21 protein-coding genes and 1 tRNA gene are annotated in these 26,473 nt (G+C 67.4%); 10 read left to right on the top strand and 12 right to left on the bottom strand.

Annotation, left to right across the window (positions count from 1 at the left end; translation table 11 throughout):
• Positions 1-162: 162 nt before the first annotated feature.
• Positions 163-816 (bottom strand): GNAT family N-acetyltransferase, encoded by a 654-nt coding sequence (locus DIE16_RS14180; protein ID WP_260426262.1) that lies wholly within the window; start codon positions 814-816, stop codon positions 163-165.
• Positions 817-1,360: 544 nt separating this feature from the next.
• On the opposite strand from DIE16_RS14180, the gene DIE16_RS14185 reads away from it, so the two are divergent.
• A complete protein-coding gene (locus DIE16_RS14185; RefSeq protein WP_124892493.1) occupies positions 1,361-2,521 on the top strand; it encodes an alkane 1-monooxygenase in 1,161 nt (386 codons plus the stop codon).
• Between the two features lie 33 nt (positions 2,522-2,554).
• Here the strand turns inward: DIE16_RS14185 and DIE16_RS14190 are convergent, their stop codons facing one another.
• The 3 genes from DIE16_RS14190 to serS form a co-directional block, all read right to left on the bottom strand.
• Complete coding sequence (locus DIE16_RS14190) at positions 2,555-4,090, bottom strand: methyl-accepting chemotaxis protein (RefSeq protein ID WP_124487784.1); 1,536 nt, start codon at positions 4,088-4,090, stop codon at positions 2,555-2,557.
• A gap of 291 nt (positions 4,091-4,381) precedes the next feature.
• Positions 4,382-4,472: transfer RNA gene (locus tag DIE16_RS14195), tRNA-Ser, on the bottom strand.
• 131 nt (positions 4,473-4,603) lie between these two features.
• Complete coding sequence (gene serS, locus DIE16_RS14200; RefSeq protein WP_044849213.1) at positions 4,604-5,905, bottom strand: serine--tRNA ligase; 1,302 nt, start codon at positions 5,903-5,905, stop codon at positions 4,604-4,606.
• 251 nt (positions 5,906-6,156) lie between these two features.
• On the opposite strand from serS, the gene DIE16_RS14205 reads away from it, so the two are divergent.
• Positions 6,157-6,423: a DUF2164 domain-containing protein gene (locus DIE16_RS14205; protein WP_124487783.1), complete on the top strand. Its 267-nt coding sequence runs from the start codon at positions 6,157-6,159 to the stop codon at positions 6,421-6,423.
• Between the two features lie 42 nt (positions 6,424-6,465).
• On the opposite strand, the gene DIE16_RS14210 is transcribed toward DIE16_RS14205, so the two are convergent.
• The 3 genes from DIE16_RS14210 to DIE16_RS14220 all read right to left on the bottom strand — a co-directional run bounded on the left by DIE16_RS14210 (position 6,466) and on the right by DIE16_RS14220 (position 11,024).
• Positions 6,466-7,776, bottom strand: a complete 1,311-nt coding sequence (locus tag DIE16_RS14210) for a replication-associated recombination protein A (RefSeq protein ID WP_044849211.1) — start codon at positions 7,774-7,776, stop codon at positions 6,466-6,468.
• Between the two features lie 202 nt (positions 7,777-7,978).
• A complete protein-coding gene (gene lolA / locus DIE16_RS14215; protein ID WP_044846204.1) occupies positions 7,979-8,668 on the bottom strand; it encodes an outer membrane lipoprotein chaperone LolA in 690 nt (229 codons plus the stop codon).
• Positions 8,669-8,714: 46 nt separating this feature from the next.
• Positions 8,715-11,024: a DNA translocase FtsK gene (locus DIE16_RS14220; RefSeq protein ID WP_124487781.1), complete on the bottom strand. Its 2,310-nt coding sequence runs from the start codon at positions 11,022-11,024 to the stop codon at positions 8,715-8,717.
• 411 nt (positions 11,025-11,435) lie between these two features.
• Here DIE16_RS14220 and trxB point away from each other — a divergent pair, with 411 nt between their 5' ends.
• The 3 genes from trxB (at position 11,436) to DIE16_RS14235 (ending at position 13,924) form a co-directional block, all read left to right on the top strand.
• A complete protein-coding gene (gene trxB / locus DIE16_RS14225; protein ID WP_044846206.1) occupies positions 11,436-12,398 on the top strand; it encodes a thioredoxin-disulfide reductase in 963 nt (320 codons plus the stop codon).
• Between the two features lie 136 nt (positions 12,399-12,534).
• On the top strand, positions 12,535-13,314 hold the full coding sequence (locus DIE16_RS14230) for a Smr/MutS family protein (RefSeq protein WP_124487780.1): 780 nt from the start codon (positions 12,535-12,537) through the stop codon (positions 13,312-13,314).
• Positions 13,301-13,924 (top strand): trimeric intracellular cation channel family protein, encoded by a 624-nt coding sequence (locus DIE16_RS14235; RefSeq protein WP_044846208.1) that lies wholly within the window; start codon positions 13,301-13,303, stop codon positions 13,922-13,924. Before DIE16_RS14230 ends, DIE16_RS14235 begins: the two co-directional genes overlap by 14 nt.
• Before the next feature lie 88 nt (positions 13,925-14,012).
• Here DIE16_RS14235 and DIE16_RS14240 read toward each other — a convergent pair whose 3' ends face one another.
• From DIE16_RS14240 to DIE16_RS14255, 4 genes are all read right to left on the bottom strand, one after another.
• Positions 14,013-15,131 (bottom strand): ABC transporter ATP-binding protein, encoded by a 1,119-nt coding sequence (locus DIE16_RS14240; RefSeq protein WP_124892494.1) that lies wholly within the window; start codon positions 15,129-15,131, stop codon positions 14,013-14,015.
• Between the two features lie 110 nt (positions 15,132-15,241).
• Entirely contained in the window at positions 15,242-16,099 is an 858-nt protein-coding gene (locus DIE16_RS14245) for a carbohydrate ABC transporter permease (protein ID WP_044846210.1), read from the bottom strand.
• Entirely contained in the window at positions 16,089-17,027 is a 939-nt protein-coding gene (locus DIE16_RS14250; RefSeq protein WP_124487779.1) for a carbohydrate ABC transporter permease, read from the bottom strand. The genes DIE16_RS14245 and DIE16_RS14250 overlap by 11 nt, the downstream gene beginning before the upstream one ends.
• Before the next feature lie 138 nt (positions 17,028-17,165).
• Positions 17,166-18,413: an ABC transporter substrate-binding protein gene (locus tag DIE16_RS14255; RefSeq protein ID WP_124521642.1), complete on the bottom strand. Its 1,248-nt coding sequence runs from the start codon at positions 18,411-18,413 to the stop codon at positions 17,166-17,168.
• Between the two features lie 432 nt (positions 18,414-18,845).
• On the opposite strand from DIE16_RS14255, the gene zwf reads away from it, so the two are divergent.
• From zwf to DIE16_RS14270, 3 genes are all read left to right on the top strand, one after another.
• Positions 18,846-20,315 carry a glucose-6-phosphate dehydrogenase gene (zwf, locus tag DIE16_RS14260; RefSeq protein WP_124487777.1) on the top strand — a complete coding sequence of 490 codons (1,470 nt, stop codon included), beginning with the start codon at positions 18,846-18,848 and terminating at the stop codon, positions 20,313-20,315.
• Between the two features lie 86 nt (positions 20,316-20,401).
• Positions 20,402-21,082 carry a 6-phosphogluconolactonase gene (gene pgl / locus DIE16_RS14265; protein WP_124522130.1) on the top strand — a complete coding sequence of 227 codons (681 nt, stop codon included), beginning with the start codon at positions 20,402-20,404 and terminating at the stop codon, positions 21,080-21,082.
• Positions 21,060-22,988: a bifunctional transcriptional regulator/glucokinase gene (locus DIE16_RS14270; protein WP_124487775.1), complete on the top strand. Its 1,929-nt coding sequence runs from the start codon at positions 21,060-21,062 to the stop codon at positions 22,986-22,988. Before pgl ends, DIE16_RS14270 begins: the two co-directional genes overlap by 23 nt.
• A 101-nt stretch (positions 22,989-23,089) precedes the next feature.
• Here DIE16_RS14270 and DIE16_RS14275 read toward each other — a convergent pair whose 3' ends face one another.
• Positions 23,090-24,307 carry a Bcr/CflA family multidrug efflux MFS transporter gene (locus DIE16_RS14275; RefSeq protein WP_124892495.1) on the bottom strand — a complete coding sequence of 406 codons (1,218 nt, stop codon included), beginning with the start codon at positions 24,305-24,307 and terminating at the stop codon, positions 23,090-23,092.
• A gap of 247 nt (positions 24,308-24,554) precedes the next feature.
• Here DIE16_RS14275 and DIE16_RS14280 point away from each other — a divergent pair, with 247 nt between their 5' ends.
• Both DIE16_RS14280 and hemL read left to right on the top strand, forming a co-directional pair.
• Positions 24,555-25,007 (top strand): hypothetical protein, encoded by a 453-nt coding sequence (locus DIE16_RS14280; RefSeq protein WP_124892496.1) that lies wholly within the window; start codon positions 24,555-24,557, stop codon positions 25,005-25,007.
• A 174-nt stretch (positions 25,008-25,181) separates the two neighbouring features.
• Positions 25,182-26,465, top strand: a complete 1,284-nt coding sequence (hemL, locus tag DIE16_RS14285) for a glutamate-1-semialdehyde 2,1-aminomutase (RefSeq protein WP_059680798.1) — start codon at positions 25,182-25,184, stop codon at positions 26,463-26,465.
• The last annotated feature ends 8 nt before the right edge of the window (positions 26,466-26,473 follow it).

The raw sequence follows: 26,473 nt of genomic DNA on the forward strand, positions 1-26,473 counted from the left end.
ACTCTGCAAAAAATTTTTGCGTATTTTACAGGCGTCCACGCGTGCGGCCATTATTTTTGGGGAGCCAGGGGGCGACGGTCGCGGCGAGCGCGCAACCGGCAGGCGGGCAGTCGGGCGGGCGGCCGGGCCTTCATCACGCCGTGCGGCCCGCGCATTCATGCGTCAGGGTGTGTTGAAGTGCGACACGAACAACGACTTCATTGCGCCGGGCATCCGCGCGATCGGCGCATGCTCGCCCGTGTTGCCGAAGCCCGCCCGTTCGTAGAAACGGATCGCGTTGCGGTTCGCATCGGCGATCCATGCGTAGACGTCCCGCGCCCCGCGTTCGGCCAGCCACGCGGTAGCCGTTTCCAGCAACAGCACGCCGCCGCGCAGGTGGCGGACCGCGTGCGCGACCCACAGCTCGCTGACGAACGCGCGCCGCTCGGGCGTCGTGTCGAAATACGCGCCGATCATGCCGGCCGGATGGCCTTCGGTGTACAGCAGGAAAGTCGTCGACTCGTCGGACGCGGCACGCAGCGCGGCGATGGCCGCCGCCGCGTCGGAATCGACGTTCAGCAATTCGGCCTCCGGCGCTTCACCGGGCGCGTAGGGCTCACGCAGCGATGCGGCGCGGAGTTCGCGATACACGCCGCCCTGATCGGCAGCGATACGACGAACGGTCAAGGTCGAACTCATGCAGGCACAGCCCCCTTCGGACAGCAAGTTACTAGCTTCAACCGAAAGCGGGGCATGAGTCAAATCGTAATTTTCAAATGACAGCGCGGATCGAAAGGCAGCACGCGTCGCGCACGCGCGGGTGTGCGGGTGCAGCATCGACGCGTCGACGGGCCGCGACGCATGGCAGTCCGAACGGCGAAGTCGGACGCGTCGCCCCGCTCGCCTTGTCATGCATGGCATTCATGTGGTCAGGGTCCGACGTTACCCCGCAGCGGCGCCGTAATGATCCGTAATATATGTATCCCAAAAAGCCGCGCCGCCACGCGATGTCGCGTCGCATTTATTGCATTGCAACATTCGTTGCGGACCGCGCCGCCGCATATTCGCGCGTGTGGCCTCACGTATTCATCCGACGAGAATGCCGGCCGCACGAGCGGATCGGACCCGCTCCGGCCTGTTTCAATCACCGTGGCGCAGGCCCCTCCCGGCCCGCGTCCTGCACGGGCCGCCGTTTGGAGTCGCCCGCCTAGCGGCGGGGTTTGGAAAGCGCGCGCGACGGTCGTATAACTGGCACAACCGGACCACCGATCCGGTGCCGCGCGCCGTGCCGCGGACCCACGACGATTCGAACGACGACAAGCGCGTCACTCGGCCGCCGCACCCGCACACGCGGGAGCCGGCCCCGAAAAGGAGGGAGACAATGGCAATGACCGACGCATCGGCCTCGGGCTGGTCGGATGGCAAACGTTATCTGTGGCTGCTCGGCGCGGTGACGATCACGCTGCCGATCCTCTCGGCCCAGCTCGCGCTGTCGACGGGCCTCCACGTGTTCTGGTGGTTCGGCCCGCTGTTCGCGTTCGGCGCGATCCCGGTCCTGGACACGCTGATCGGCGACGATCGCGACAATCCGCCCGAAGCCGTCGTCCCGCATCTCGAACGCGAGCGCTACTACCGCTACATCGTCTATCTCGCGACGCTGGTCGAATACATCGCGTTCTTCATGTGCGTGCGGATCGTCGGCACGCATGCGCTCGCATGGTACGACTACGTCGGCTTCGCGCTGTCGCTCGGCGCCGCGACGGGCATCTCGATCAACACCGCGCACGAACTCGGGCACAAGACCAGCCGCTTCGAGCGCGGGCTCGCGAAAGTCACGCTCGCGCCGGTGGCGTACGGGCACTTCTTCGTCGAGCACAACCGCGGCCATCACGTGCGCGTCGCGACGGCCGAGGATCCGGCGAGCGCTCGCTACGGCGAATCGTTCTGGGCCTTCCTGCCGCGCACGGTGACGGGCAGCATCCGCTCGGCGTGGCGCCTCGAGAAGGCACGCCTCGAGCGGCTCGGGCATTCGCCGTGGACCTGGCGCAACGAGGTGCTGCACGCGTGGGCGATGACTGTCGTCGTGTGGGGCATCGCGCTCGCGATGGCCGGCAAGATCGTGATCCCGTTCCTCGTGATCCAGGCCGCGTACGGCGCGTCGCTGCTCGAAGTCGTCAACTACGTCGAGCACTACGGGCTCGGCCGCCGCAAGCTGCCGAGCGGCCGCTACGAGCGCTGCACGCCGCAGCATTCGTGGAACAGCAATCACGTCGTCACCAACCTGTTCCTGTACCAGTTGCAGCGGCACGCCGACCATCACGCGAACCCGACGCGCTCGTACCAGGCGCTGCGACACTTCGACGACTCGCCGCAACTGCCGGCCGGCTACGCGACGATGATCCTGTTCGCCTATGTGCCGCCGCTCTGGTATCGCGTGATGAATCCGCGTGTCGTCGCGCACTATGGCGGCAACATGGCGCAATCGAACATCAAGCCATCGATCCGCGCTCGCGTGCTCGCGCAGTATTCGGCCGCGGGGTGACGCAGGACGGCGCGGTCGCGGTCGGCGATATCGTCACGCGGCCTGCGGCAGCCTGAACACGGCGACCGCGTGCCGCAGCGCGCTCGCCTGCTCGGCCAGCGCCTGCGTCGCCGCCGACGCCTGTTCGACCAGCGCCGCATTGCGCTGCGTCGCTTCATCCATCTGCGTGACCGCGACGTTCACCTGCTGGATGCCGCCGCTTTGCTCCTGCGAAGCGGACGAGATCTCGCCGACGATCGACGTGACCCGCTGCACCGCGCCGACGATCTCGTGGATCGATTCGCCCGCGCGCGCGATCAGCACGGCGCCCTCGTCGACCCGCCGCGTCGATTGCTCGATCAGCGTTTTGATCTCCTTGGCGGCGGCCGCGCTGCGCTGCGCGAGCGTGCGCACCTCCGACGCGACGACCGCGAAGCCGCGCCCCTGCTCGCCCGCGCGCGCCGCCTCGACGGCCGCGTTCAGCGCGAGGATGTTGGTCTGGAATGCGATGCCGTCGATGACCGCGATGATCTCGCCGACCTTCGCCGCGCTGGCGGCAATCCCGCTCATCGTGCCGACCGCGTCCGTCATCACGCCACCGCCCGCGGACGCGATGTCCGATGCGTCGCGTGCGAGCTGCGCCGCATGCTGCGCGTGTTCGGCCGACTGGCGCACGATGCCCGTCAGTTCGGTCATGCTGGCCGCGGTTTCCTCGAGCGAGGCAGCCTGCGCCTCGGTGCGCGACGACAGGTCGTGATTGCCCGCCGCGATCTGCGCACTCGCGGTCGCGACGGCTTCGGCATGCGTACGCACCTCGAGCACGACACCCGACAGGCTCGCCTGCATCGTCTTCAATGCGCGCAGCAGATCGGCGATCTCGTCGCGGCCGGCCGCGTCGACGTCGCGCGTCAGGTCGCCACCGGCCACCGCCTGTGCACAGGCCACGGCGCGATCGAGCGGCCGCAGGATCGCGCGGCTGAACAGGAACGCACCGATCATCGCGATGCCGAGCACGATCAGCATGAGCACGACGCTCGCCGCGGTCGCGTGGCGCGCATCGCGGCTCGCTTGCGACGATACGGCAGCACTCTCGTCGGCGATCGCCTTCGCCGCGCGCTCGAGCAGCGCGGCGGGCGCCCGATCGACGCCCGCCACGGCCGCGTCCCCGGCCGTCGGCTCGAAGCCCGCGGCCTTGAACGCGTCGAACCCGCGCCGGTAGCCGTCGCCCATCGCCGCATGCGCGCGCATGAACTGCTCGACGAGCGTCCGGCTCTCGCCGGGCGGCAGCTCGCCGACGAGCTGCGCGGCGAGCGTGTCTACCGTGCGCTCGCGCGTCTGGAATGCCTGCCAGTACTTGTCGAGCTTGTCGGGCTGCTTGCCGCGCAGCAGCGTGTCCTTCCATTCCTGCACCTGCAGCTTGAACTGCACGAGCGTGGCCGATACGAGCCGCTCGTCGGCAACGTGCGTCTGCACGTCGTTCGCGAACGTGTCGATCGAGCGATTGAGAATGCGGATGCCGTATAGCGCGCCGCAGAACATCAGCAGCAGCGCAATGGCGAATGCGAGGGGAATCTTGTAGCTCAGCTTCATGGGACCTTGGATCGTCGGAGAACGGCGACCGCGCAAAAAGCGCGAGCCGCCGACCGCTCTGTTAACGGCGCGCGAGGTCAAGGCTGAAGCGGGCAAGCGGCGGCGGGAACCGTGCGGGTAGAGCACGAAGCCCGTGGCGATCCGTGGGCGGCGGGAACCGAGGCAACAACGCCCAAGCGGGTGCCGGCCGATCGGTACGCGCGCGCGTACCGCACATCGCATGCACGCTCGCCACCGGGCGACCAAAACGAAAAACCCCGTGATCCTTCCGGATCACGGGGCTTCGTATTTTGGCGGAGAGGGTGGGATTCGAACCCACGGTACGGGGAAACCGTACGCCTGATTTCGAGTCAGGTACATTCGACCACTCTGCCACCTCTCCTTCCTTGCTGCTTCATTTCCCGGTTGGTCGTGTCCGGGAAAGAAAAGATTATAGAACGATCTCTTCGAAACTCACAAGCGTTTTTTGCAAAATTTTTTGCGAGCCCGTCGAACACCGATCGCGCAGCGATCTCACGACGCCTGCGCAGGCGCTTCGATTCGCTCCATGCCGCCCATGTACGGACGCAGCGCCTCGGGCACCGTGACCGAACCGTCGGCATTCTGGTAGTTCTCCAGCACTGCGACGAGCGTGCGGCCGACCGCGAGGCCGGAGCCGTTCAGCGTATGCACGAGTTCCGGCTTGCCCTGCGCGTTGCGGAAACGCGCCTGCATCCGGCGCGCCTGGAACGCCTCGGTGTTCGAGCAGCTCGAGATCTCGCGATAGGTGTTCTGCGCGGGCAGCCACACTTCGAGGTCGAACGTCTTCGCGGCCGAGAAGCCCATGTCGCCCGTGCACAGCGTGATCACGCGGTACGGCAGGCCGAGCTTCTGCAGGATCGCCTCCGCGTGGCCGACCATCTCGTCGAGTGCCGCATACGACGCGTCCGGCGCGACGACCTGCACCATCTCGACCTTGTCGAACTGGTGCTGGCGGATCATCCCGCGCGTGTCGCGGCCGTACGAACCGGCTTCCGAGCGGAAGCACGGCGAATGCGCGGTCAGCTTGATCGGCAGCGCGGAGCCTTCGACGATCGACTCGCGCACGGTGTTCGTCAGCGAAATCTCGGACGTGGAGATCAGGTACTGCGTGATCGTGTTTTCGGCGCCGCCCTTCTCGACGCGGAACATGTCGTCCGCGAACTTCGGCAGCTGGCCCGTGCCGTACAGGATCTCGGGATTCACGATGTACGGCGTGTACGTCTCGCTGTAGCCGTGCTGCAGCGTGTGCGTGTCGATCATGAACTGCGCGAGCGCGCGGTGCAGGCGTGCGATCGAGCCGCGCAGCATCGTGAAGCGTGCGCCGGCGAGCTTCGCGCCGGTTTCGAAATCGAGGCCGAGCGGCGTGCCGACGTCGACGTGATCCTTCACCTCGAAGTCGAACTGGCGCGGCGTGCCCCAGCGGCGCACTTCGACGTTGTCGGCTTCGTCCTTGCCGACCGGCACGCTTTCGTGCGCGATGTTCGGCATGCCCAGCATCAGGTCGGACAGGCGCGTCTGGATCTCGCCGAGCTTGGCCTCCGACGCCTTCATTTCGTCGCCGATCCCGCCGACTTCGGCCATGACGGCCGACGTGTCCTCGCCCTTCCCCTTCATCGCGCCGATCTGCTTCGACAGGCTGTTGCGGCGCGCCTGAAGCTCTTCGGTACGGGTCTGGATCGCACGGCGTTCCGCTTCGAGGGCGGAGAACGCGGCGACGTCGAGGGTGTAGCCGCGATCGGCGAGGCGCTTCGCGACGCCGTCGAGGTCTTTGCGCAGCAACTGGATGTCGAGCATGGGAGGACTTGGAAAATCGTTGTGTAAGACGGGAATTCTAACGCACCGCGGGGCCGCCACGGCATTGGCCGGATGGACAGTGCCGCAAACGCGCGACGGGCGTGGCAGTATCGCATTGCCGGCCTGCGCGCCCGCAGCCGGCGAAGCGCGTTGCGCGACGCCGCGGCGCAGCGCGCGACAGCCGCCCCGGCCGGGCGCAACGCGGCGGGCAACGCACCCGTCTTCGCATCACCATCACCCGAGGGAACCCGATGGCCATCGAACTGGACAAGGATGTTCGCGACCGCGCGATCGCGTCGCTGCAACGGTATTTCACAGAAAACATGGACGAGCCGATCGGCAATATCCAGGCCGGTGCGCTGCTGCATTTCTTCGTCGAGGAAATCGCGCCGGCAATCTACAACCTCGCGATCGCCGATGCGCAGGAGCGCCTGCACGCACGGGTCGCCGAGCTCGACATCGACTGCCACGAGGAGCCGTTCGAGTACTGGAAGAAGCAGCCGGGCCGCCGGCGCTGACACGCCCCAGGCAGCGCCGGCCGTCGCGCCGCGCTCGGCCGGTCAGTCCTTCTTGCCGGCCTCGCGGTCGAGCTCGCGCAGCCACGCGAGCTTGTCGGCGATCTTCGATTCGAGCCCGCGCGGCACCGGCTTGTACCAGCGCGGTTCGCGCATCCCTTCCGGAAGATACGACTCGCCGGCCGCATAGGCATTCGGCTCGTCATGCGCGTAGCGATACGCGTGACCGTAGCCGAGTTCCTTCATCAGCTTGGTCGGCGCATTGCGCAGATGCACGGGCACCTCGCGCGACTTGTCCTGCTTCACGAACGCCATCGCCTGGTTGAACGCGTTGTAGCCCGCATTGCTCTTCGCCGCGCACGCGAGATAGATCACCGCCTGCCCGAGCGCCAGCTCGCCTTCGGGCGAGCCGAGCCGCTCGTAGGTCTCGGCCGCGTCGTTCGCCACCTGCAGCGCGCGCGGATCGGCGAGGCCGATGTCTTCCCACGCCATCCGCACGATGCGCCGCGCGAGATATTTCGGATCCGCGCCGCCGTCGATCATCCGGCAGAACCAGTACAGCGCACCGTCCGGGCTCGAACCGCGCACCGACTTGTGCAGCGCCGAGATCTGGTCGTAGAAGTTGTCGCCGCCCTTGTCGAAGCGCCGCGCGTTCAGCGTCATCGCGCTGCTGACGAACTCGGCATCGATGGTCGTGACCTTGGCCGAGGCTGCGGCCGTCTGCGCCTGCTCGAGCAGGTTCAGGAAGCGCCGCGCGTCGCCGTCCGCATAACCGATGAGCGTATCGATCGCCTTGTCGTCGAACGCGAGCCCGTCGAGCGCGATTTCCTGCGCGCGCTTGAGCAGCTGACGCATCTCGTCGTCGTTCAGCGACTGCAGCACGTACACCTGCGCCCGCGACAGCAGCGCCGAGTTGACTTCGAAGCTCGGGTTCTCGGTCGTCGCGCCGATGAAGGTCACGAGCCCCGACTCGACGAACGGCAGCAGCGCATCCTGCTGACCCTTGTTGAAGCGGTGGATTTCGTCGACGAACAGGATCGTGTGGCGGCCGGTGCGATTCAGCGTGTCCTTCGCCTGCTCCATCGACTCGCGGATGTCCTTCACGCCGCCGAGCACCGCGGACAGCGCGATGAACTCGCAGTCGAACGCGAGCGCGGTGAGGCGCGCGAGCGTCGTCTTGCCGACGCCGGGCGGCCCCCACAGGATCATCGAATGCGGCTTGCCGGATTCGAACGCGAGCCGCAGCGGCTTGCCTTCGCCCAGCAGATGCGTCTGGCCGATCACCTCGGCGAGCGTCTTCGGCCGCAGCGCCTCGGCGAGCGGCCGGCGCGGCTCGACTTGAAACAGGTCGGACATGAACCCTCGCTCCAGATCAAACGATGGCGGCCGAACGGGCCGCCGGACCCGACATTATGACAGCCGCGCGACTGCACCGCCGCGCCTGGTGCTTGCGCCCGATCCCGGCGCCCGATGCCCGCGCCCGATGCCCGCGCCCCAAAAAACAACACGGGCCTGCCGTCGCCGGCAGGCCCGTGTCGGGAAAACGGCGTGGTGCCGATCAGCCGTTGATCACGTCCGCGCCCTTCGGCACGACGAACTTGAACGTATCGCTCTTGAGCGGCGGGTTCGTCTGGATGTTCGTGAACGTGAGCAGCGTGACGTTGCCGAATACGTCGTGCAATTCCATCGCGGCGAGCGTGCCGTTGCGGAAGCCGATGCCGATCCGCTGGAATTGCGTGTCCTGCGCCTTCGGCAGCATCTCGAGCCACTCGATGCCGCCCTTCTCGCCGGCATCGCGCAGCGTGTAGTTCTTGTCGAGATCGTTGCTGCCGAACAGGATCGCGGCCGGGCTCGCGCCCAGCGCGCCGTTCAGCTTGCGTTCGGTGACCTGGTTCAGGTCGCGGTCGTACACGTAGAGCTTGTCGCCGTCGGCCTGCAGCACCTGCTGGTACGGCTTCTGGTACGTCCAGATGAACTTGCCCGGACGCGAGAACACGAACGTGCCGCTCGAATTGTCGTTCGGCTTCGGCGCGGCCTGCACGGCGCTCGCGCCCTTGGCCGGCGCCTTGACGATCTGCTGCGTGAAATCGCCTTTCGCCGAACGCACCTGCGACACGAAGGCCTTCAGCTGCTCGGTGCCGCCCGCGAACGCGTGCGTCGCCGCGAGCATCAGCGATGCGCCGGCGAGCGCCGCGCCGAGCCAGCGCCGCGTCGAACGAAGGGACACTGCGAACGAATGTTGCTGCATATTGCGGTTTTCTCCCTGGGTGGCCGGCGCTGCGGGCGCCGCGGACTCATTCCGCGTCGCGCGCCGGCACAAGAATTTCGCGGTTGCCGCTCGACGACATCGCCGACACGAGCCCCGACTGTTCCATCTGTTCGAGCAGCCGCGCCGCGCGGTTGTAGCCGATCCGCAGATGGCGCTGCACGAGCGAAATCGACGCGCGGCGGTTCTTGATGACGATCTCGACCGCCTGGTCGTACAGCGGATCAGACTCCTCGCCGCCTTCGCCGGTTCCCGCGCCGGCCGAGCCCTCGTCGCCGTCGGCCGTGCCGCCTTCGAGCAGCCCTTCGACGTAGTTCGGCTCGCCCTGCTCCTTGAGCTTCTCGACGACGCGATGCACTTCGTCGTCGGCGACGAATGCGCCGTGCACGCGCACCGGCAGCCCGGTGCCCGGCGGCAGGTACAGCATGTCGCCCATCCCGAGCAGCGATTCGGCACCCATCTGGTCGAGAATCGTGCGCGAGTCGATCTTCGACGACACCTGGAACGCGATCCGCGTCGGCACGTTCGCCTTGATCAGGCCGGTAATCACGTCGACGGACGGACGCTGCGTCGCGAGGATCAGGTGGATGCCGGCCGCGCGCGCCTTCTGCGCGATCCGCGCGATCAGTTCCTCGACCTTCTTGCCGACGACCATCATCAGGTCGGCCAGCTCGTCGATCACGACGACGATGTTCGGCAGGCGGCCGAGCGGTTCAGGATCGTCCGGCGTCAGGCTGAACGGATTCGGAATCTTTTCCTCGCGCTTCGCCGCTTCGTCGATCTTGTTGTTGTAGCCCGCCAGGTTGCGCACGCCGAGCTTGCTCATCAGCTTGTAGCGGCGCTCCATCTCCGCGACCGTCCAGTTCAGCGCATGGCCGGCCTGGCGCATGTCGGTGACGACCGGGCACAGCAGGTGCGGAATGCCTTCGTAGACGCTCATTTCGAGCATCTTCGGATCGATCAGGATCAGCCGCACCTGCTCGGCGGTGGCCTTGTACAGCAGCGACAGGATCATCGCGTTGATCCCGACCGACTTGCCCGAACCGGTCGTGCCGGCGACCAGCAGGTGCGGCATCTTCGCGAGGTCCGCGCAGACCGGCTTGCCGCCGATGTCCTTGCCGAGGCTCAGCGTCAGCGCCGACGACGCGGCCGCATAGACTTCCGAGCCGATGATCTCGGACAGGTGGACCGTCTGGCGGCGCTGGTTCGGCAGCTCGAGCGCCATGTAGTTCTTGCCGGGGATCGTCTCGACCACGCGGATCGACACGAGCGACAGCGAACGCGCGAGATCCTTCGCGAGGTTGACGATCTGGCTGCCCTTCACGCCGGTGGCCGGCTCGATCTCGTAGCGCGTGACGACCGGGCCCGGATACGCGGCGACGACGCTCGCCTCGACACCGAAGTCCTTCAGCTTCTTCTCGATCAGGCGCGACGTGAATTCGAGCGTATCGGCGGAAATCGCTTCCTGCGTCTTCGGCGCGGGATCGAGCAGCGACACCGGCGGCAGCGTCGAATCGCCCGGCAGGTCGGTGAAGAGCGGCACCTGGCGCTCGCGCTCGACGCGCTCGGACTTCGCCGGCGTGACGACCGGCGGCACGATCGTCACGGGTTCGTGATCCTCGATGCGCACACGCTCCTCTTCGACCTTGCCTTCGCGGCGCACGGCCGCGGCCTCGCCGAGCTTGCGGTCGCGCTCGGCCTCGCGGCGCAGCTTAGCGACGTTGACGGCGGACAGGATCGCCCCGCCCACGCGCTCGGCGACCGACAGCCACGAGAAGCGGAAATACAGCGACAGGCCGATCGCGAGCAGGATCAGCAGCAGCAGCGTGCCGCCGGTGAAGCCGAACGCGTGCGACATCGCACCCGCCACGGCCTCGCCGATCACGCCGCCCGGTGCGCGCGGCAGCTGCACCTTCAGCGACCACATGCGCAGCGCCTCGATGCCGTCGCACGCGAGCACGACGAGCACGAACGCCAGGATCTCGGTGAGCCAGCCGATCGGCCGCTCGGGTTCGTCGGCGACCGCCTCGTGACGCGTGATGCGCCGGTAGTTGACCGCGATGCGCCGCCCGAGCGGCACGATCAGCCAGTAGGCCGACAGGCCGAACAGCAGCAGGATGATGTCGGCCGTCCACGCGCCGACGCGGCCCGCCCAGTTCGAGATGTGGTCCACCTGCGCGGCGTGCGTCCAGCTCGGATCGCGCCGGCTGTAGCTCAACAGGGCCATCACCAGAAAAGCGCAGAGCGCGACCTGGAGAATCCAGCGGATCTCCGTGAGGAGCTTCGACATCCGGTGCGGCAACGCCTGTGCCTGGGCGGAATAAGGAGCTTTTGCCATGAATCCGTATAAAGAGGACGGGCCGCGCGCCCGCCTGTCGTTCGATCGCGCTTATTGTAAACGCTGCACCGGGGCGCCAAGTGTAAATGACGGTTACATAAGAGGGTCGGGGCGGCCGAAGCCGATACCCGCGCATGCGATCCGGCCCGCCGGTCGGCCCGTGACGCCCGGCCGCGGCAATGCGCCGCCACGGGCCGCAGCCGCCCGCGCCCCGCCCGCCCAACCTGCCCCGCGGCTGCGGGCGCCCCACCGAGAAACGCTATCGCCACGATTGAAACTCTCGTTCGGCAGCGCAGCAACGGGGCCTTTATAATGCGCGTCTGATACCCATCTACGACGGCATCCCGGTCAACCCAGACCGTCCGGCGAGCCTTACCCCGCCCGCCGCGGCCGCCCTTTACGGATTCGCACATGTCCACGCCCAAACACGCCAAAGTCCTGATTCTCGGTTCCGGCCCCGCCGGCTACACGGCTGCCGTCTACGCGGCTCGCGCCAACCTGTCCCCGGTGCTGATCACCGGCATCGCGCAGGGCGGCCAGCTGATGACCACGACCGACGTCGAAAACTGGCCGGCGGACGCGAAGGGTGTGCAAGGCCCGGAACTGATGGCGCGCTTCCTCGAGCACGCCGAGCGTTTCAACACCGAAATCGTCTTCGACCACATCCACACCGCGAAACTGCACGAAAAGCCGATCCGGCTGATCGGCGATTCGGGTGAATACACGTGCGACTCGCTGATCATCGCGACCGGCGCATCCGCACAGTATCTCGGCCTGCCGTCCGAAGAATTGTTCATGGGCAAGGGCGTGTCGGCCTGCGCGACCTGCGACGGCTTCTTCTACCGCAACCAGGAAGTCGCGGTGATCGGCGGCGGCAACACGGCGGTCGAGGAAGCGCTCTACCTGACGGGCATCGCGAAGAAGGTCACGGTGATCCACCGCCGCGACAAGTTCCGCGCCGAGCCGATCCTGATCGACCGCCTGCTGGAGAAGGAAAAGGAAGGCGTCGTCGACATCAAGTGGGATCACGTGCTCGACGAAGTGACGGGCGAGGATTCGGGCGTCACGGGCCTGCGCATCAAGAACGTGAAGACCGGCGAGAAGCAGGACCTCACCGTGCAGGGCGTGTTCGTCGCGATCGGCCACAAGCCGAATACCGACCTGTTCCAGGGCCAGCTCGAGATGAAGGACGGCTACATCCTGACGAAGAGCGGCCTGCAGGGCAACGCGACGTCGACCAGCGTGCCGGGCGTGTTCGCCGCCGGCGACGTGCAGGACAACGTGTACCGCCAGGCGATCACGAGCGCCGGCACGGGCTGCATGGCCGCGCTCGACGCGCAGCGCTACCTCGAAAGCCTGCACGACAAGAAGTAAGCGTCGAGCCTTCGCGCGCCGGGCGCTACAATGGCGTCCGCTGCCGCGAAGCAGGCTTGACCGGAAAGCCGCTGCCGTCGCGCAGCGGCTTTTTTTGTGCCCGCGCGCCCGAACGCGCCTGCCCGGTTACCGAATCATGGCGAAGAATCAGCCCCATCCGAGCGATCCCGCGAAGCGGAAGATCGCCGCCCGTCCCGCAAACCCGGCGCCCGCGGCGCCGCCGCCCGCGCCCGACGCCGCCGCATTGCGCGGCCAGGGCCTGGCCGGCCTCGGCGCGTTGCGCAAGTCGCTGCAAGGCGAAGCCGATCGCCGCGACCGCGAGCGCATCGAAACCGCGAAGGCCGAACGCAAGGCCGAAGCCGACGCGAACCTGTTCCGCAACGAAATCGGCGCGATCCAGCCGCTGAACGCGCCGCCGCGCGCGAAATCCGGCCGTACGCCGCCCGACCCGGTGCCGAAGCAGACGCAGCGCGACGAGGAAGCCGTGCTGAACGCGACGCTGTCCGACGAATTCGATCCCGAGACGCTGCTCGACAGCGACGAATCGCTGTACTACCACCGCCCCGGCATCAGTCGCGACGTCGTGCGCAAGCTGAGGAGCGGCGCGTGGATCGTGCAGGCGCAGATCGACCTGCACGGGATGCGGCGCGACGAGGCGCGCGATGCGCTCGCCGAATTCATCCGCGAAGCCGGCAAGAAGGGGCTGCGCTGCCTGCGCGTGATCCATGGCAAGGGGCTCGGCTCGATCGGCAAGGAACCCGTGCTGAAAGGCAAGGTGCGCGCGTGGCTCGTGCAGAAGGAAGAAGTGATCGCGTTCTGCGAGGCGCGCAGCCACGACGGCGGCGCGGGCGCGGTGCTCGTGCTGCTGCAGCCGCTCGCGGCGCCCGCCGATCGGGGGCCGCGTGCCGCATCCTAGGCTGACGCTCGCGATCGCGGTACTGGAGGCGATCGCGACGCTGGCGTTCGCGATCTCGGGCTTCATCGAGGCGCGCAAGAACCGTCTCGACTCGGTCGGCACGTTCGTCGTCGCGCTCGCCACCGCATTCGGCGGCGGCACGCTGCGCGACATCCTGCTCGAACGCCGGCCGTTCTACTGGGTCGTGCACGACGACTACGTGATCGCGATCTTCGTGCTCGCGCTGTTCGCGCCGTTCGTGTTGCGGATGCTGTCGCGGCTGTCGGCCGAGCGGCTGCTGCTGGTGGCCGACGCGATCGGGCTCGGCATCTTCAGCATCTCGGGCACCGCGATCGCGCTCGATGCCGAGATGCCGCGCTTCATCGCGGTGATGATGGGCGTGATCACCGGCGTGGTCGGCGGTATCATCCGCGACGTGCTGTGCAACGACATTCCGCTGATCCTGCGCGATTCGCGGCCGTACGCGACCTGCGCGTTCGTCGGCTGCTGGTTCTACCTGCTGCTCGCGTGGCTGCAGTTCGACTCGGTGTACAGCGTACTGCTCGCGACCGGCTTCATCCTCGTCGCGCGGCTCGCGACCTTCAAGTTCGACGTGCGGTTGCCGCACTGATCGCCGCCGCAACACCGGACGCACCGCCAGAAACAAAAGGGGCCGCTCCTTCGAGACGGCCCCTTCTTCATTCAGCGCAACCGCGGCCTCACGCGATCCGCTCTTCCGACGCCGGATCGAACAGCACCGCCTTCGATACGTCGAACAGCAGCGACTGCGTCTGCCCCGGCTGCGGGTTCGCGGCCGGATGCACGCGGCTCACGATCCGCTTGCCGTTGACCTGCGCGAACACGTGCGTGTCCGGGCCGGTCGGCTCGGTCACGTCGACGCGCACGTCGATCGGCTGCAGCTTCGACGCCTCGCCGTGGTGCGCATTGCGCGCGTCGGTGATGCGCTCCGGACGCAGGCCGAGGATCACCTCGCGGCCCACGTGGCCGTTCATCCGCTTCGCGTCGAACGGCAGGTTCAGCGCGCTGCGCGCGAGGCCCGTATCGATCTCGAGCGCGATCCCGCTGCCCTGCTCGACCAGGCGGCCGTTGATGAAGTTCATCGGCGGCGCGCCGATGAAGCCCGCGACGAACAGGTTCGACGGCGAATCGTAGATTTCCTGCGGCGCGCCGAACTGCTGGACCACGCCGTCCTTCATGACCGCGATCCGATCGCCGAGCGTCATCGCCTCGATCTGGTCGTGCGTCACGTAGACGATCGTCGTGCCGAGGCGCTGGTGCAGCAGCTTGATTTCCGCGCGCATCTCGATGCGCAGCTTCGCGTCGAGGTTCGACAGCGGCTCGTCGAACAGGAACAGCGACGGATCGCGCGCCAGTGCGCGGCCCATTGCGACGCGCTGGCGCTGGCCGCCCGACAGCTGGCCCGGCTTGCGGTCGAGCAGATGCTGGATCTGCAGCATCGCCGACACGCGCTCGACGATCTGCTGCTGCTCGCTCTTCGGCACCTTGCGGATGTTCAGGCCGAACGAGATGTTCTCGCGCACCGTCATCGACGGGTACAGCGCGTACGACTGGAACACCATCGCGATGTCGCGATCCTTCGGCGACAGGTCGTTGACGACCTTGCCGTCGATGCAGATCTCGCCGCTCGTCACGGTCTCGAGACCGGCGATCATGTTGAGCAGCGTCGACTTCCCGCAGCCCGAGCCGCCGACCAGGATCAGGAACTGTCCGTCCTCGATCTCGATGTCGACACCCTTCAGGACCGGCACCCCGTTCGGGTAGGTCTTGTACACGTCACGGATGGAAAGGCTTGCCATGCTGTGAATCCTCTGTCTCGTCTCGCGCGGCGCCACGGCACCGCGTCGGGTTCGTTTCGATGCGCCGCGCGTCGTGCGCGGCCGGTTCGTCGTATCGGATGAAGCCGCGCTTACCCCTTCACCGCGCCCGCCGTCAGCCCGCGCACGAAGTAGCGGCCGGCGACCACGTAGACGAGCAGCGTCGGCAGCGCGGCGATGATCGCGCCGGCCATGTCGACGTTGTATTCCTTCACGCCCGTCGACGTGTTGACGAGGTTGTTCAGCGCAACCGTGATCGGCATCGAGTCGACGCCGGAGAACACGATCCCGAACAGGAAGTCGTTCCAGATCTGCGTGAATTGCCAGATCAGGCACACCATGAAGATCGGCAGCGACACCGGCAGCAGGATCTTCGTGAAGATCGTGAAGAAACCCGCGCCGTCGATGCGCGCGGCCTTCACGAGCTCGGCCGGCACGCTCACGTAGAAGTTGCGGAAGAACATCGTCGTGAACGCGATGCCGTACACGACGTGCACGAACACCAGGCCCGGAATCGTGTTGGCGAGGCCGAGCATCCCCTGCAGGCGCGCCATCGGCAGCAGGATCACCTGGAACGGGATGAAGCAGCCGACCAGCATCATCGTGAACAGCGCATCCGCGCCGCGAAAGCGCCAGTGCGTGAGCACGTAGCCGTTGAACGCGCCGATCAGCGACGAGATCAGCACGGCCGGAATCACCATCTGCAGCGAGTTCAGGAAGAACGGCTTCATGCCGTCGCAGCGCACGCCGGTACACGCGCCGCTCCACGCCTTCACCCACGGATCGAAGGTCCAGTGCGTCGGCGGCGTCAACAGGTTGCCGGTACGCAGCTGGTCGAGGTCCTTGAAGGACGTCGACAGCATCACGTAGATCGGGAACAGGAAATACAGCGCGAACAGGATCAGCGCCGCATAGATCACTGCCCGGCTGATCGTCACTTTAGGCTGCATTGCGGGTGCTCCTCGATTCCATATACATCAGCGGCACCAGCACCGCGACCACGGTCGCGAGCATCATCACCGACGACGCCGCGCCGAGCCCGAGCTGGCCGCGGTTGAACGAAAACGTGTACATGAACATGGCCGGCAGCGACGACGACGTGCCGGGGCCGCCGGCCGTCAGCGCGACGACCAGGTCGAAGGTCTTGATCGTGATGTGGCAGAGGATCAGCAGCACCGAGAAGAACACCGGGCGCATGCTCGGGATCACGATCTTGCGGTAGATGGTCGGCAGCGTCGCGCCGTCGACCTGCGCGGCCTTGAAGATCTCCGCATCGACGCCGCGCAGCCCGGCGAGGAACAGCGCCATCACGAAGCCGGTCGACTGCCACACGGCGGCGATCACGATACAGAAGATCGCCTTGTCCGGATCGTCGAGCCAGCCGAACGAGAAGCTCGTCCAGCCCCAGTCGTGCATCACCTTCTCCAGGCCGAGGCCCGGGTTCAGGATCCACTGCCATGCGGTGCCCGTGACGATGAACGACAGCGCCATCGGATACAGGAAGATCGCGCGCAGCGCGCCTTCGTTGCGGATCCGCTGGTCGAGCAGGATCGCGAGGAACAGCCCGAGCGCGACGCAGATCGCGATGAACGGAATCCCGAACCAGCCGAGGTTCGCGGCGGATGTCCACCACACGTCGTTCTGGAACAGATCCGAATAACGGCCGAAGCCGTCGAATTCGTAGTTCGGCAACAGCCGCGAATTGGTCAGCGACAGATAGCCGGTAATCAGGATGAAGCCGTAGATGAACACCACGGCGATCGCGAGGCTCGGCGCGAGCACGAGCTTCGGAATCCAGCGATCGGCGAAGGCCGACATCGGCGACGTGCGCCGTGCGGCGGCAGCGCCGGATCCGTTTCCGCTAAGAGGGGCAGCCACTTGATTCGACTCCTGGAACGAGGGTGACGCAGGCCGGGCCGGCGCCGGGTACGACACGGGCCCGCGAGCGAGCCCGTTTGCTGCACATGCAGGAACGCCCGGCCGATCCTGCGTTTCCGGCCGGGCGCCTGTCGCGCTTTACTTCACCTTCGCGGCCTTCGCGAGCGCGGCGACCGCGCTCTTCGAATCCTGCTGCGAGTTCATGAACTTCGTCACGACGTCGGTGATCGCGCCGGCCGTTGCATCGCCCTGCGCCATCCCGTGCGCGAGCGACGGCACGAAGCCGCCCGACTTGATCGCGGTCTGCTCGTCGGCATACGACTTCTTCGCGCAGTCGTCGAACTTGTCCATCTTCACGCCGAGGCGCACCGGCACCGAGCCCTTCAGCAGGCTGAACTGCTCCTGGAAGTCCGGCGTCATGATCGTCTTCGCGAGTGCGACCTGGCCCGGCGTCGCGTCCTTCTGCCCCTTCTGCTGGAAGAACACGAACGAGTCGACGTTGAACGTGTACGAATTCGCGGTGCCCGGCACCGCCGCGCAGATGTAGTCCTTGCCCGCCTTCTTGCCGGCGTTCTCGAACTCGCCCTTCGCCCAGTCGCCCATGAACTGCATGCCGGCCTTGCCGTTGATCACCATCGCGGTCGCGAGGTTCCAGTCGCGGCCGTTGCGGCCCGTGTCGAAGTAGCCCTGGATCTTGCGCACCGTGTCGAACACCGACAGCATCTGCGGCGACGTCAGCGTGGCCTGGTCGAGATCGACGAGCGCCTTCTTGTAGAACGCCGGACCCTGCGACAGCACGACGTCTTCCCACAGCGTCAGGTCCTGCCACGGCTGGCCGCCCATCGCGACCGGCTGGATGCCGGCAGCCTTCAGCTTGTCGGCCACCGCGAAGAATTCGGGCCAGGTGGTCGGCACCTTCGCGCCGACCTTGTCGAGCGCGGCCTTGTTGATATAGAGCCAGTTCACGCGGTGCACCGAGAACGGCGCGGCGACGGTGTGGCCCTTGTACTTGATGATCTTGTCGATTTCCGGCGGCAGGTTCTGCTTCCAGTCGCCGGCGGCGGAATCGATGTTGACGAGCACGCCCTGGTCGGCCCAGTCCTGGATCAGCGGGCCCTTGATCTGCGCGGCCGACGGTGCGTCGCCGCTGATCACCTTGGTCTTCAGCGCGGTCATCGCCGCGGCGCCGGCGCCGCCCGCGACCGCGAAGTCCTTCCACACGTAGCCCTGCTTCTGCACGTCGTCCTTCAGCACGCCGACGGCCTTCGACTCGCCGCCCGAGGTCCACCAGTGCAGCACGGTTACGTTCTCGGCCGCCTGCGCCGCCACGGCGCCAGCCATCAGACCCGCGGCGCAGAGCGCGCCCATGATCGAGCGAACTTTCATTACTTATCTCCTCCAGACTGAATCAACTCGTGAGGTTCCCTGACGGGGAACCGGCTTCTTGATAAACGACGGGGAAATCGAGCCGCGGGACGCATTGCAGCGTACGGGGCCGATGACCGGCCGGGCTCTTACAGAAAGCGTGAATCGAGATTCAACGGCGTGTCTCCTCTTTGTGTTTCTGGCCCGCCGCGATGCCGCGGCGCGAGCCCGGGGGCGACGATGCGCGGACGATGCGCACCGTCAATGTCCGATAACATTCGGCACAAGGCGCTCCCGAAGGCGAAGCTCGCGCAGTTCATCGACCGCGCTTCTTTTTTTCTTCGCCCAGGTGCTACCCCTTGCGGCGGATTGTAGTTAAACTACAATTCAGTGTCAAAAATATTTTTATCGCACTACGGATCGCTTCCCAGCACCCCCAATCGGCGGAGACACATGCATACCGATTCCAGCTTTACCTTCGTACTTTTCGGCGGCACCGGCGACCTGTCGATGCGCAAGATCCTGCCCGCGCTGTTCGAAGCGCACCGCGGCAACATGCTTGCGGAAAGCGGCCGGATCGTTGCCGTCGCGCGGCACGAATCGGATCGGGCCGGCTATCTCGAGTGGGTCGACACGCATGTGAAGCCGCATGCGGCGAAGGCGGCCGGCAAGGCATTCGACGAAAGCGTGTGGAAATCCTTCCTCGAGCGCATCGAATACGTGAAGCTCGACCTCGGCCGTGCGGAGGACTACGTCGTGCTGCGCGACGCGGTCGCGCAGTTGTCCGGCATCCGCGTGTTCTATCTCGCCACAGGGCCGTCGCTGTTCGTGCCGATCTGCAAGGCGCTCGCATCGGTCGGCCTGAACGAGGGCGCGCGCATCGTGCTCGAGAAGCCGCTCGGCTACGACCTGAAATCGTCGAACGCGATCAACGACGCGGTCGGCGAGATCTTCGCGGAAGACCAGATCTACCGGATCGACCACTACCTCGGCAAGGAGCCGGTACAGAACCTGCTCGCGCTGCGCTTCGGCAATGCGCTGTTCGAGCCGCTGTGGCGCCGCGAATGGGTCGAGAGCATCCAGATCACGATCGCCGAGGAGCTTGGCGTCGAGGCGCGCGGCGATTTCTACGACAATACGGGCGCACTGCGCGACATGGTGCAGAACCACCTGCTGCAGCTGCTGTCGATCGTCGCGATGGAGCCGCCGCACTCGATGGATTCCGACGCGGTGCGCGACGAAAAGCTGCGCGTGCTGCGTGCGCTGAAGCCCATCGATCCGCGCGACATCGGCAAGGTCGCGGTGCGCGGCCAGTATCATGCGGGCGTGATCAAGGGCGCGCAGGTGCCGGCCTATGCCACCGAGCCCGGCGTGAAACCCGACAGCCCGACCGAAACCTTCGTCGCGCTGAAGGTCGAGATCGAGAACTGGCGCTGGGCCGGCGTGCCGTTCTTCCTGCGCACCGGCAAGCGTCTGGCCGACCGCGTCGCGGAGATCGTCGTGAACTTCCGGCCGGTGCCGCACTCGGCGCTGGGCCCGACCGCGCTGCGCCCCGGTTCGAACCGCCTCGTGATCCGGTTGCAGCCGAACGAGACGATTCGCCTGTACTGCCTCGCGAAGCAGCCCGGCGAAGGGATGAACCTCGCGAGCGTGCACCTCGACCTCGCGTTCGACCAGTTCTTCAAGGAAGGGCAGATGGAGGCGTACCAGCGCCTGCTGCTCGACGTGATCAACGGCCGCCTCGCCCTCTTCGTGCGTCGTGACGAGCAGGAAGCCGCGTGGCGCTGGGTCGAGCCGATCCTGAACGAATGGGCACGCTCGCTGAAACCGCCGAAGCCGTACGCGGCAGGCACGTGGGGGCCGGCCGCGGCGAGCGCGATGCTCGCGCAGCACGGCACCTGCTGGCTCGAAGAAGAAAACTGATGCAAACCGTTGCCGTGCGCGCCAGCGCGCGGCAACGTGCCCCACGATTCGCACGAATTGAACAGACAAAGCAGTCCGGAGGAGATGTGATCGAGATCCACGCTTTCGACACCCAGGAAGCGCAAAGCGAAGCGCTCGCGCGCGCCGTCGGCGATGCGCTGCGCGCCGCGCTCGGCGGCCCCGCGCGCCCGACGCTCGCGGTGTCCGGCGGCACGAGCCCGCGCCCGTTCCTGCACACGCTGTCGCACGCAGCGCTCGACTGGGCCGGCGTCGATGTCACGCTGGTCGACGACCGCTGGGTGCCGGAGAACGATGCGGCCAGCAACGCGCACCTCGTGCGCGACACGCTGCTGCAGCACGCGGCGGCCCCTGCCCGCTTCCTGCCGCTCGTCGACACGCGCGCATCGCTCGATGCGCACGTCGCCGCGCTCAACGCCAACGCCGACTACCGCGTGCCGAACGTCGCGGTGCTCGGCATGGGCGAGGACGGCCACACGGCGTCGATCTTCGCGGACGCGCCCGAATGGGACCATGCGATCACGACGCCCGAGCGCTTCGTCGCCGTGCATCCCGGCGCCGCGCCGCATGCACGCGTGAGCTTTTCGCTCGATGCGCTGAAGCGCGTCGACCGGCTGTTCCTGTTGATCGCGGGCCCCGCCAAGCGCGACGTCCTCGACGCCGCGGCCGCGACGCTGCAGAAGAACGCGATTTCCCAACTGGCCAACGACAAGGGGACCCAGCTCGATGTCTACTGGTGCGCAAAGTAAGGCTGTCGTCGCGGGCCAGCATGCCGACGGCCCGCGCCTGCTCGCGGACGTCGGCGGCACCAACGCGCGTTTCGCGCTGGAAACCGGCCCCGGCGAGATCACGCAGATCCGCGTCTATCCCGGCGCCGACTACCCGACGCTCACCGACGCGATCCGCAAGTATCTGAAGGACGTGAAGATCAGCCGCGTGAACCACGCGGCGATCGCGATCGCGAACCCGGTCGACGGCGACCAGGTGACGATGACCAATCACGACTGGAGCTTCTCGATCGAGGCGACGCGCCGCGCGCTCGGCTTCGACACGCTGCTCGTCGTCAACGACTTCACCGCGCTCGCGATGGCGCTGCCGGGCCTGACCGATGCGCAGCGCGTGCAGATCGGCGGCGGCGCGCGCCGCCAGAACAGCGTGATCGGGCTGCTCGGGCCCGGCACCGGGCTCGGCGTGTCCGGCCTGATTCCGGCGGACGACCGCTGGATCGCGCTCGGCAGCGAAGGCGGTCACGCGTCGTTCGCGCCGCAGGACGAGCGCGAGGATCTCGTGCTGCAGTACGCGCGCAAGAAGTTTCCGCACGTGTCGTTCGAGCGCGTGTGCGCGGGGCCCGGCATCGAGATCATCTATCGTGCGCTCGCCGCGCGCGACAAGAAGCGCGTCGCCGCGACCGTCGACACGGCCGAGATCGTCGAGCGTGCGCATGCGGGCGACGCACTCGCGCTCGAGACGGTCGAATGCTTCTGCGGGATCCTCGGCGCGTTCGCGGGCAGCGTCGCGCTGACGCTCGGCGCGCTCGGCGGCGTGTACATCGGCGGCGGCGTCGCGCTGAAGCTCGGCGAACTGTTCACGCGCTCGTCGTTCCGCGCACGCTTCGAGGCGAAGGGCCGCTTCACGCAGTATCTCCAGAACATCCCGACCTACCTGATCACCGCCGAATATCCGGCGTTCCTCGGGGTATCGGCGATCCTCGCGGAGCAGCTGTCGAACCGTTCGGGCGGCGCGTCGTCGGCCGTGTTCGAGCGGATCCGCCAGATGCGCGACGCGCTGACGCCGGCCGAGCGCCGCGTCGCCGATCTCGCGCTGAACCATCCGCGCTCGATCATCAACGACCCGATCGTCGACATCGCGCGCAAGGCGGACGTGAGCCAGCCGACGGTGATCCGCTTCTGCCGCTCGCTCGGCTGCCAGGGGCTGTCGGACTTCAAGCTGAAGCTCGCGACCGGCCTCACCGGCACGATTCCGATGAGCCACAGCCAGGTCCATCTCGGCGACACGGCCACCGACTTCGGCGCGAAGGTGCTCGACAACACGGTGTCCGCGATCCTGCAGCTGCGCGAACACCTGAACTTCGAGCACGTCGAGAACGCGATCGAGATCCTGAACGGCGCGCGCCGCATCGAGTTCTACGGGCTCGGCAACTCGAACATCGTCGCGCAGGACGCGCACTACAAGTTCTTCCGCTTCGGAATCCCGACGATTGCGTACGGTGACCTGTACATGCAGGCCGCATCGGCCGCGCTGCTCGGCAAGGGCGACGTGATCGTCGCGGTGTCGAAGTCGGGACGCGCGCCGGAGCTGCTGCGTGTGCTGGAGGTCGCGATGCAGGCCGGCGCGAAGGTGATCGCGATCACGTCGAGCAACACGCCGCTCGCGAAGCGCGCGACCGTCGCGCTCGAGACCGATCACATCGAGATGCGCGAATCTCAGCTGTCGATGATCTCACGGATCCTGCATCTGCTGATGATCGACATCCTCGCGGTCGGCGTCGCGATCCGTCGCGCGTCGACCAACGGCGAGCTGCCGGAGGCCGTCGCGCAGGCGCGCGCACGGGCGAGCGACGACGAAACGGCCGACGTGCTCGACTGGCTGAGCCACGGCGCGTCGCCGGCGGCGAAGGACGTCGCGCGGGATTGACGCCCGACACGGTACGGCGGCTGCCGCTTTCCGCCCGCCCGAGAAAAAACGCCACCGACGCATCGCGCGGTGGCGTTTTTTCATGCCGCGACCGCGCCGGCTCAAGCCCCCGCTTTCACCGGCCGGCCATGCCAGCGCAGCACGAGGTAACGCCCGACGAAACACAGCACGCCGCAGACGCCGATCGTCACACCCATCGCGAACGGCGTGCCGTCCGCCAGTGCGCCGATCGCGATGCTCGCGAGCGCGCCGAGCGCGAGCTGCATCGCGCCGAACACGGCCGCCGACGCGCCCGCGTTGTGCGGATAGCGGTGCATGAGATCGGTCGTGCAGTTCGCGGACAGGATCCCGACCACGCCGACCACGAAGAACAGGCACACGACGATCGACCACAACCCGCCCCACCCCGTCAGCGCGACCAGCGCGACCGCGAGCGACGCGACGCAGCTCACGAGCGACGCGGTCGCGATGAGGCGCAGCGAGCCGATGCGGCCGACGAGCCGCGTGTTCGCGAAGTTGCCGATCATGATGCCGACGACATTCAGGCCGAACAGCAGCCCGTAATGCTGCGGCGACACTTGGAAATACTCGATGTACACGAACGGCGTCGCGGTGATGTAGGAGAACATCGACGCGAACGCCATCCCGCCGCACAGCATGTGCCCCCACGCGACCGGATCGGACAGGATGCGCCCGTACGACGCGAACGACGCGAGCACGGCCGTGCTCTTGCGCCGCTCCTTCGGCCAGGTTTCGGGCACGCGCAGGTACGCGGTCGCCGCGCACAGCGCGCCGAACGCGGCCAGCACGACGAACACGCCGCGCCAGCCGGCGAAGCGCAGGATCTGGCCGCCGATCAGCGGCGCGAGCAGCGGCCCGACCGCGGTGACGATCGCGACCATCGACAGCACCTTCGCCGCATCGGTCGGCTCGTGCGCGTCGCGCGCGATCGCACGGGCGAGCACCGACGCGGCGCCCGCGCCGAGCGCCTGCAGGAAGCGCACGAGGATCAGCATGTCGATCGAGCCCGACACGAAGCAGCCGACACTCGCGAGCGTGAACAGCGCGATGCCGCCGAGCAGCACGGGCCGGCGGCCCCACGTATCGGACAGCGGACCGTACAGCAGCATGCCGATCGAGAAGCCGGCCATGAAGCTCGTCAGCGTGCGCTGCGCGGCGCCGGGGCTCACGGAGAAGCCGTCGGCGATCGACGGCAGGCTCGGCAGGTACATGTCGGTGGCGATCGGCCCGCAGGCGGCGAGAGCACCGAGCAACAGGATCAGCCGGGCATCGGGCCGGCGCCGGACGACGTGGGACATGGGTATCCGCAATGGAGGCCCGCGCGCATCGGGGCACGCGTGGCGGTGAAGACGGGAGGCTACGCCGCAAGCGGCGCGTTCAAGCACATGATTGTACGCGCAACTTTTTCGCGTGCCGCGCGCGGTCTGCCGTGCCAGGCTGGAACACGCGCGCATGACCGGCGTCGCGGCAGACCGCGCGCGGATTCGATTAAGCTTGCTGCTCCCCGCCTCTCTTGTCTGATCAATCCGACGCACGACCGACCCGATGACCGCCTTCCTGCTGATCTGGAGCCCCAAGAAATGGCCTTGGCCCGAGCTGCCCGACGTCGCCGCGCGCGTGAAGGCCGGCGAGGCCGTGCACGACGTGTGGGGCTGCGGCTTCGCGCGCGGCATCCTGCCGGGCGACCGTGTGTTCCTGCACCGCGTCGCGCAGGAGCCGAAGGGCGTGTTCGGCTCGGGCTACGTGACGCGCGCGCCCTACGAGGTGCCTGACCCGGCGACGAAGCGCGGCTACCGGCTGTGCATCGATTTCGTCTACGACTGGCTGGTCGACGCCCACCAGGACGTCGTGATCCCGCGCGACGCGCTGCGCGCGCATCCGTACTCGGTGCAGACCTGGGACGCTCAATCCTCCGGCACGTCGATCAAGCCGATGGTCGAAGGCCCGCTCGAGAAGCGCTGGGCCGAGCTGACCGGCAAGCGCCGGTCGTCACGATAAACGGGCCGGATCGGCCGCGCGCCGTTCGCGCCGGCCAATCCCCCACGCGCGCAAAGGCCGCAGACCCGGCCGCGGGCCCGCCGGGCGCGTCTCCGGTACAATCAGACGATCGTTCCGCTCAGGCGCCGCGGCCCGTGCACAGGCCCCCGCGCCCTTCTCTCGCAGGTTTCGCACATGTCCAACAATCAGATCCTCTTCGAACGCGCCCAGAAGACCATCCCGGGCGGCGTCAACTCGCCGGTGCGCGCCTTCCGTTCGGTCGGCGGCACGCCGCGCTTCGTGTCGCGCGCGCAAGGCCCGTACTTCTGGGATGCCGACGGCAAGCAGTACATCGACTACATCGGCTCGTGGGGCCCGATGATCGTCGGCCACGTCCATCCGGAAGTGCTGTCGGCCGTGCAGAACGTGCTCGCCGACGGCTTCTCGTTCGGCGCGCCGACCGAAGCGGAAATCGAGATCGCCGAGGAAATCTGCAAGCTGGTGCCGTCGATCGAGCAGGTGCGGATGGTGTCGAGCGGCACCGAGGCCACGATGAGCGCGCTGCGTCTCGCGCGCGGCTTCACGGGCCGCAGCCGCATCGTCAAGTTCGAGGGCTGCTACCACGGCCACGCGGACAGCCTGCTGGTCAAGGCCGGCTCGGGCCTGCTGACGTTCGGCAACCCGACGTCGGCCGGCGTGCCGGCCGACATCGCGAAGCACACGACCGTCCTCGAATACAACAACGTCGCCGCGCTGGAAGAAGCGTTCGGCGCGTTCGGCGACGAGATCGCCGCGGTGATCGTCGAGCCCGTCGCGGGCAACATGAACCTCGTGCGCGGCACGCCCGAGTTCCTGAACGCGCTGCGCGCGCTGTGCACGAAGCACGGCGCCGTGCTGATCTTCGACGAAGTGATGTGCGGGTTCCGCGTCGCGCTCGGCGGCGCGCAGGCGTACTACGGGATCGCGGCCGACCTCACCTGCCTCGGCAAGGTGATCGGCGGCGGAATGCCGGCTGCCGCGTTCGGCGGCCGCCGCGACATCATGGCCCACCTCGCGCCGCTCGGCGGCGTGTACCAGGCCGGCACGCTGTCGGGCAACCCGATCGCGGTCGCCGCGGGCCTGAAGACGCTGCAGCTGATCCAGGCGCCCGGCTTCTACGACGCGCTCACCGCGCAGACGAAGCGCCTCGCCGACGGCCTCGCGGCCGAAGCGCGCGCGGCCGGCGTGCCGTTTGCGGCCGACTCGATCGGCGCGATGTTCGGCCTGTACTTCGCCGAGCGCGTGCCGACCAGCTTCGCGGAAGTCACGAAGAGCGACACCGAGCGCTTCAACCGCTTCTTCCACCTGATGCTGGACGAAGGCGTGTACTTCGCGCCGTCCGCGTACGAGGCCGGCTTCGTGTCGAGCACGCACGACGACGCGGTGATCGACGCGACGCTCGCGGCCGCGCGCCGCGCGTTCGCGGCGCTGGCCGCCTGACCCGGGTC

The sequence above is a fragment of the Burkholderia sp. Bp9090 genome (genome assembly GCF_003857985.1).
In the GTDB taxonomy this organism is placed as follows: Bacteria; Pseudomonadota; Gammaproteobacteria; order Burkholderiales; family Burkholderiaceae; genus Burkholderia.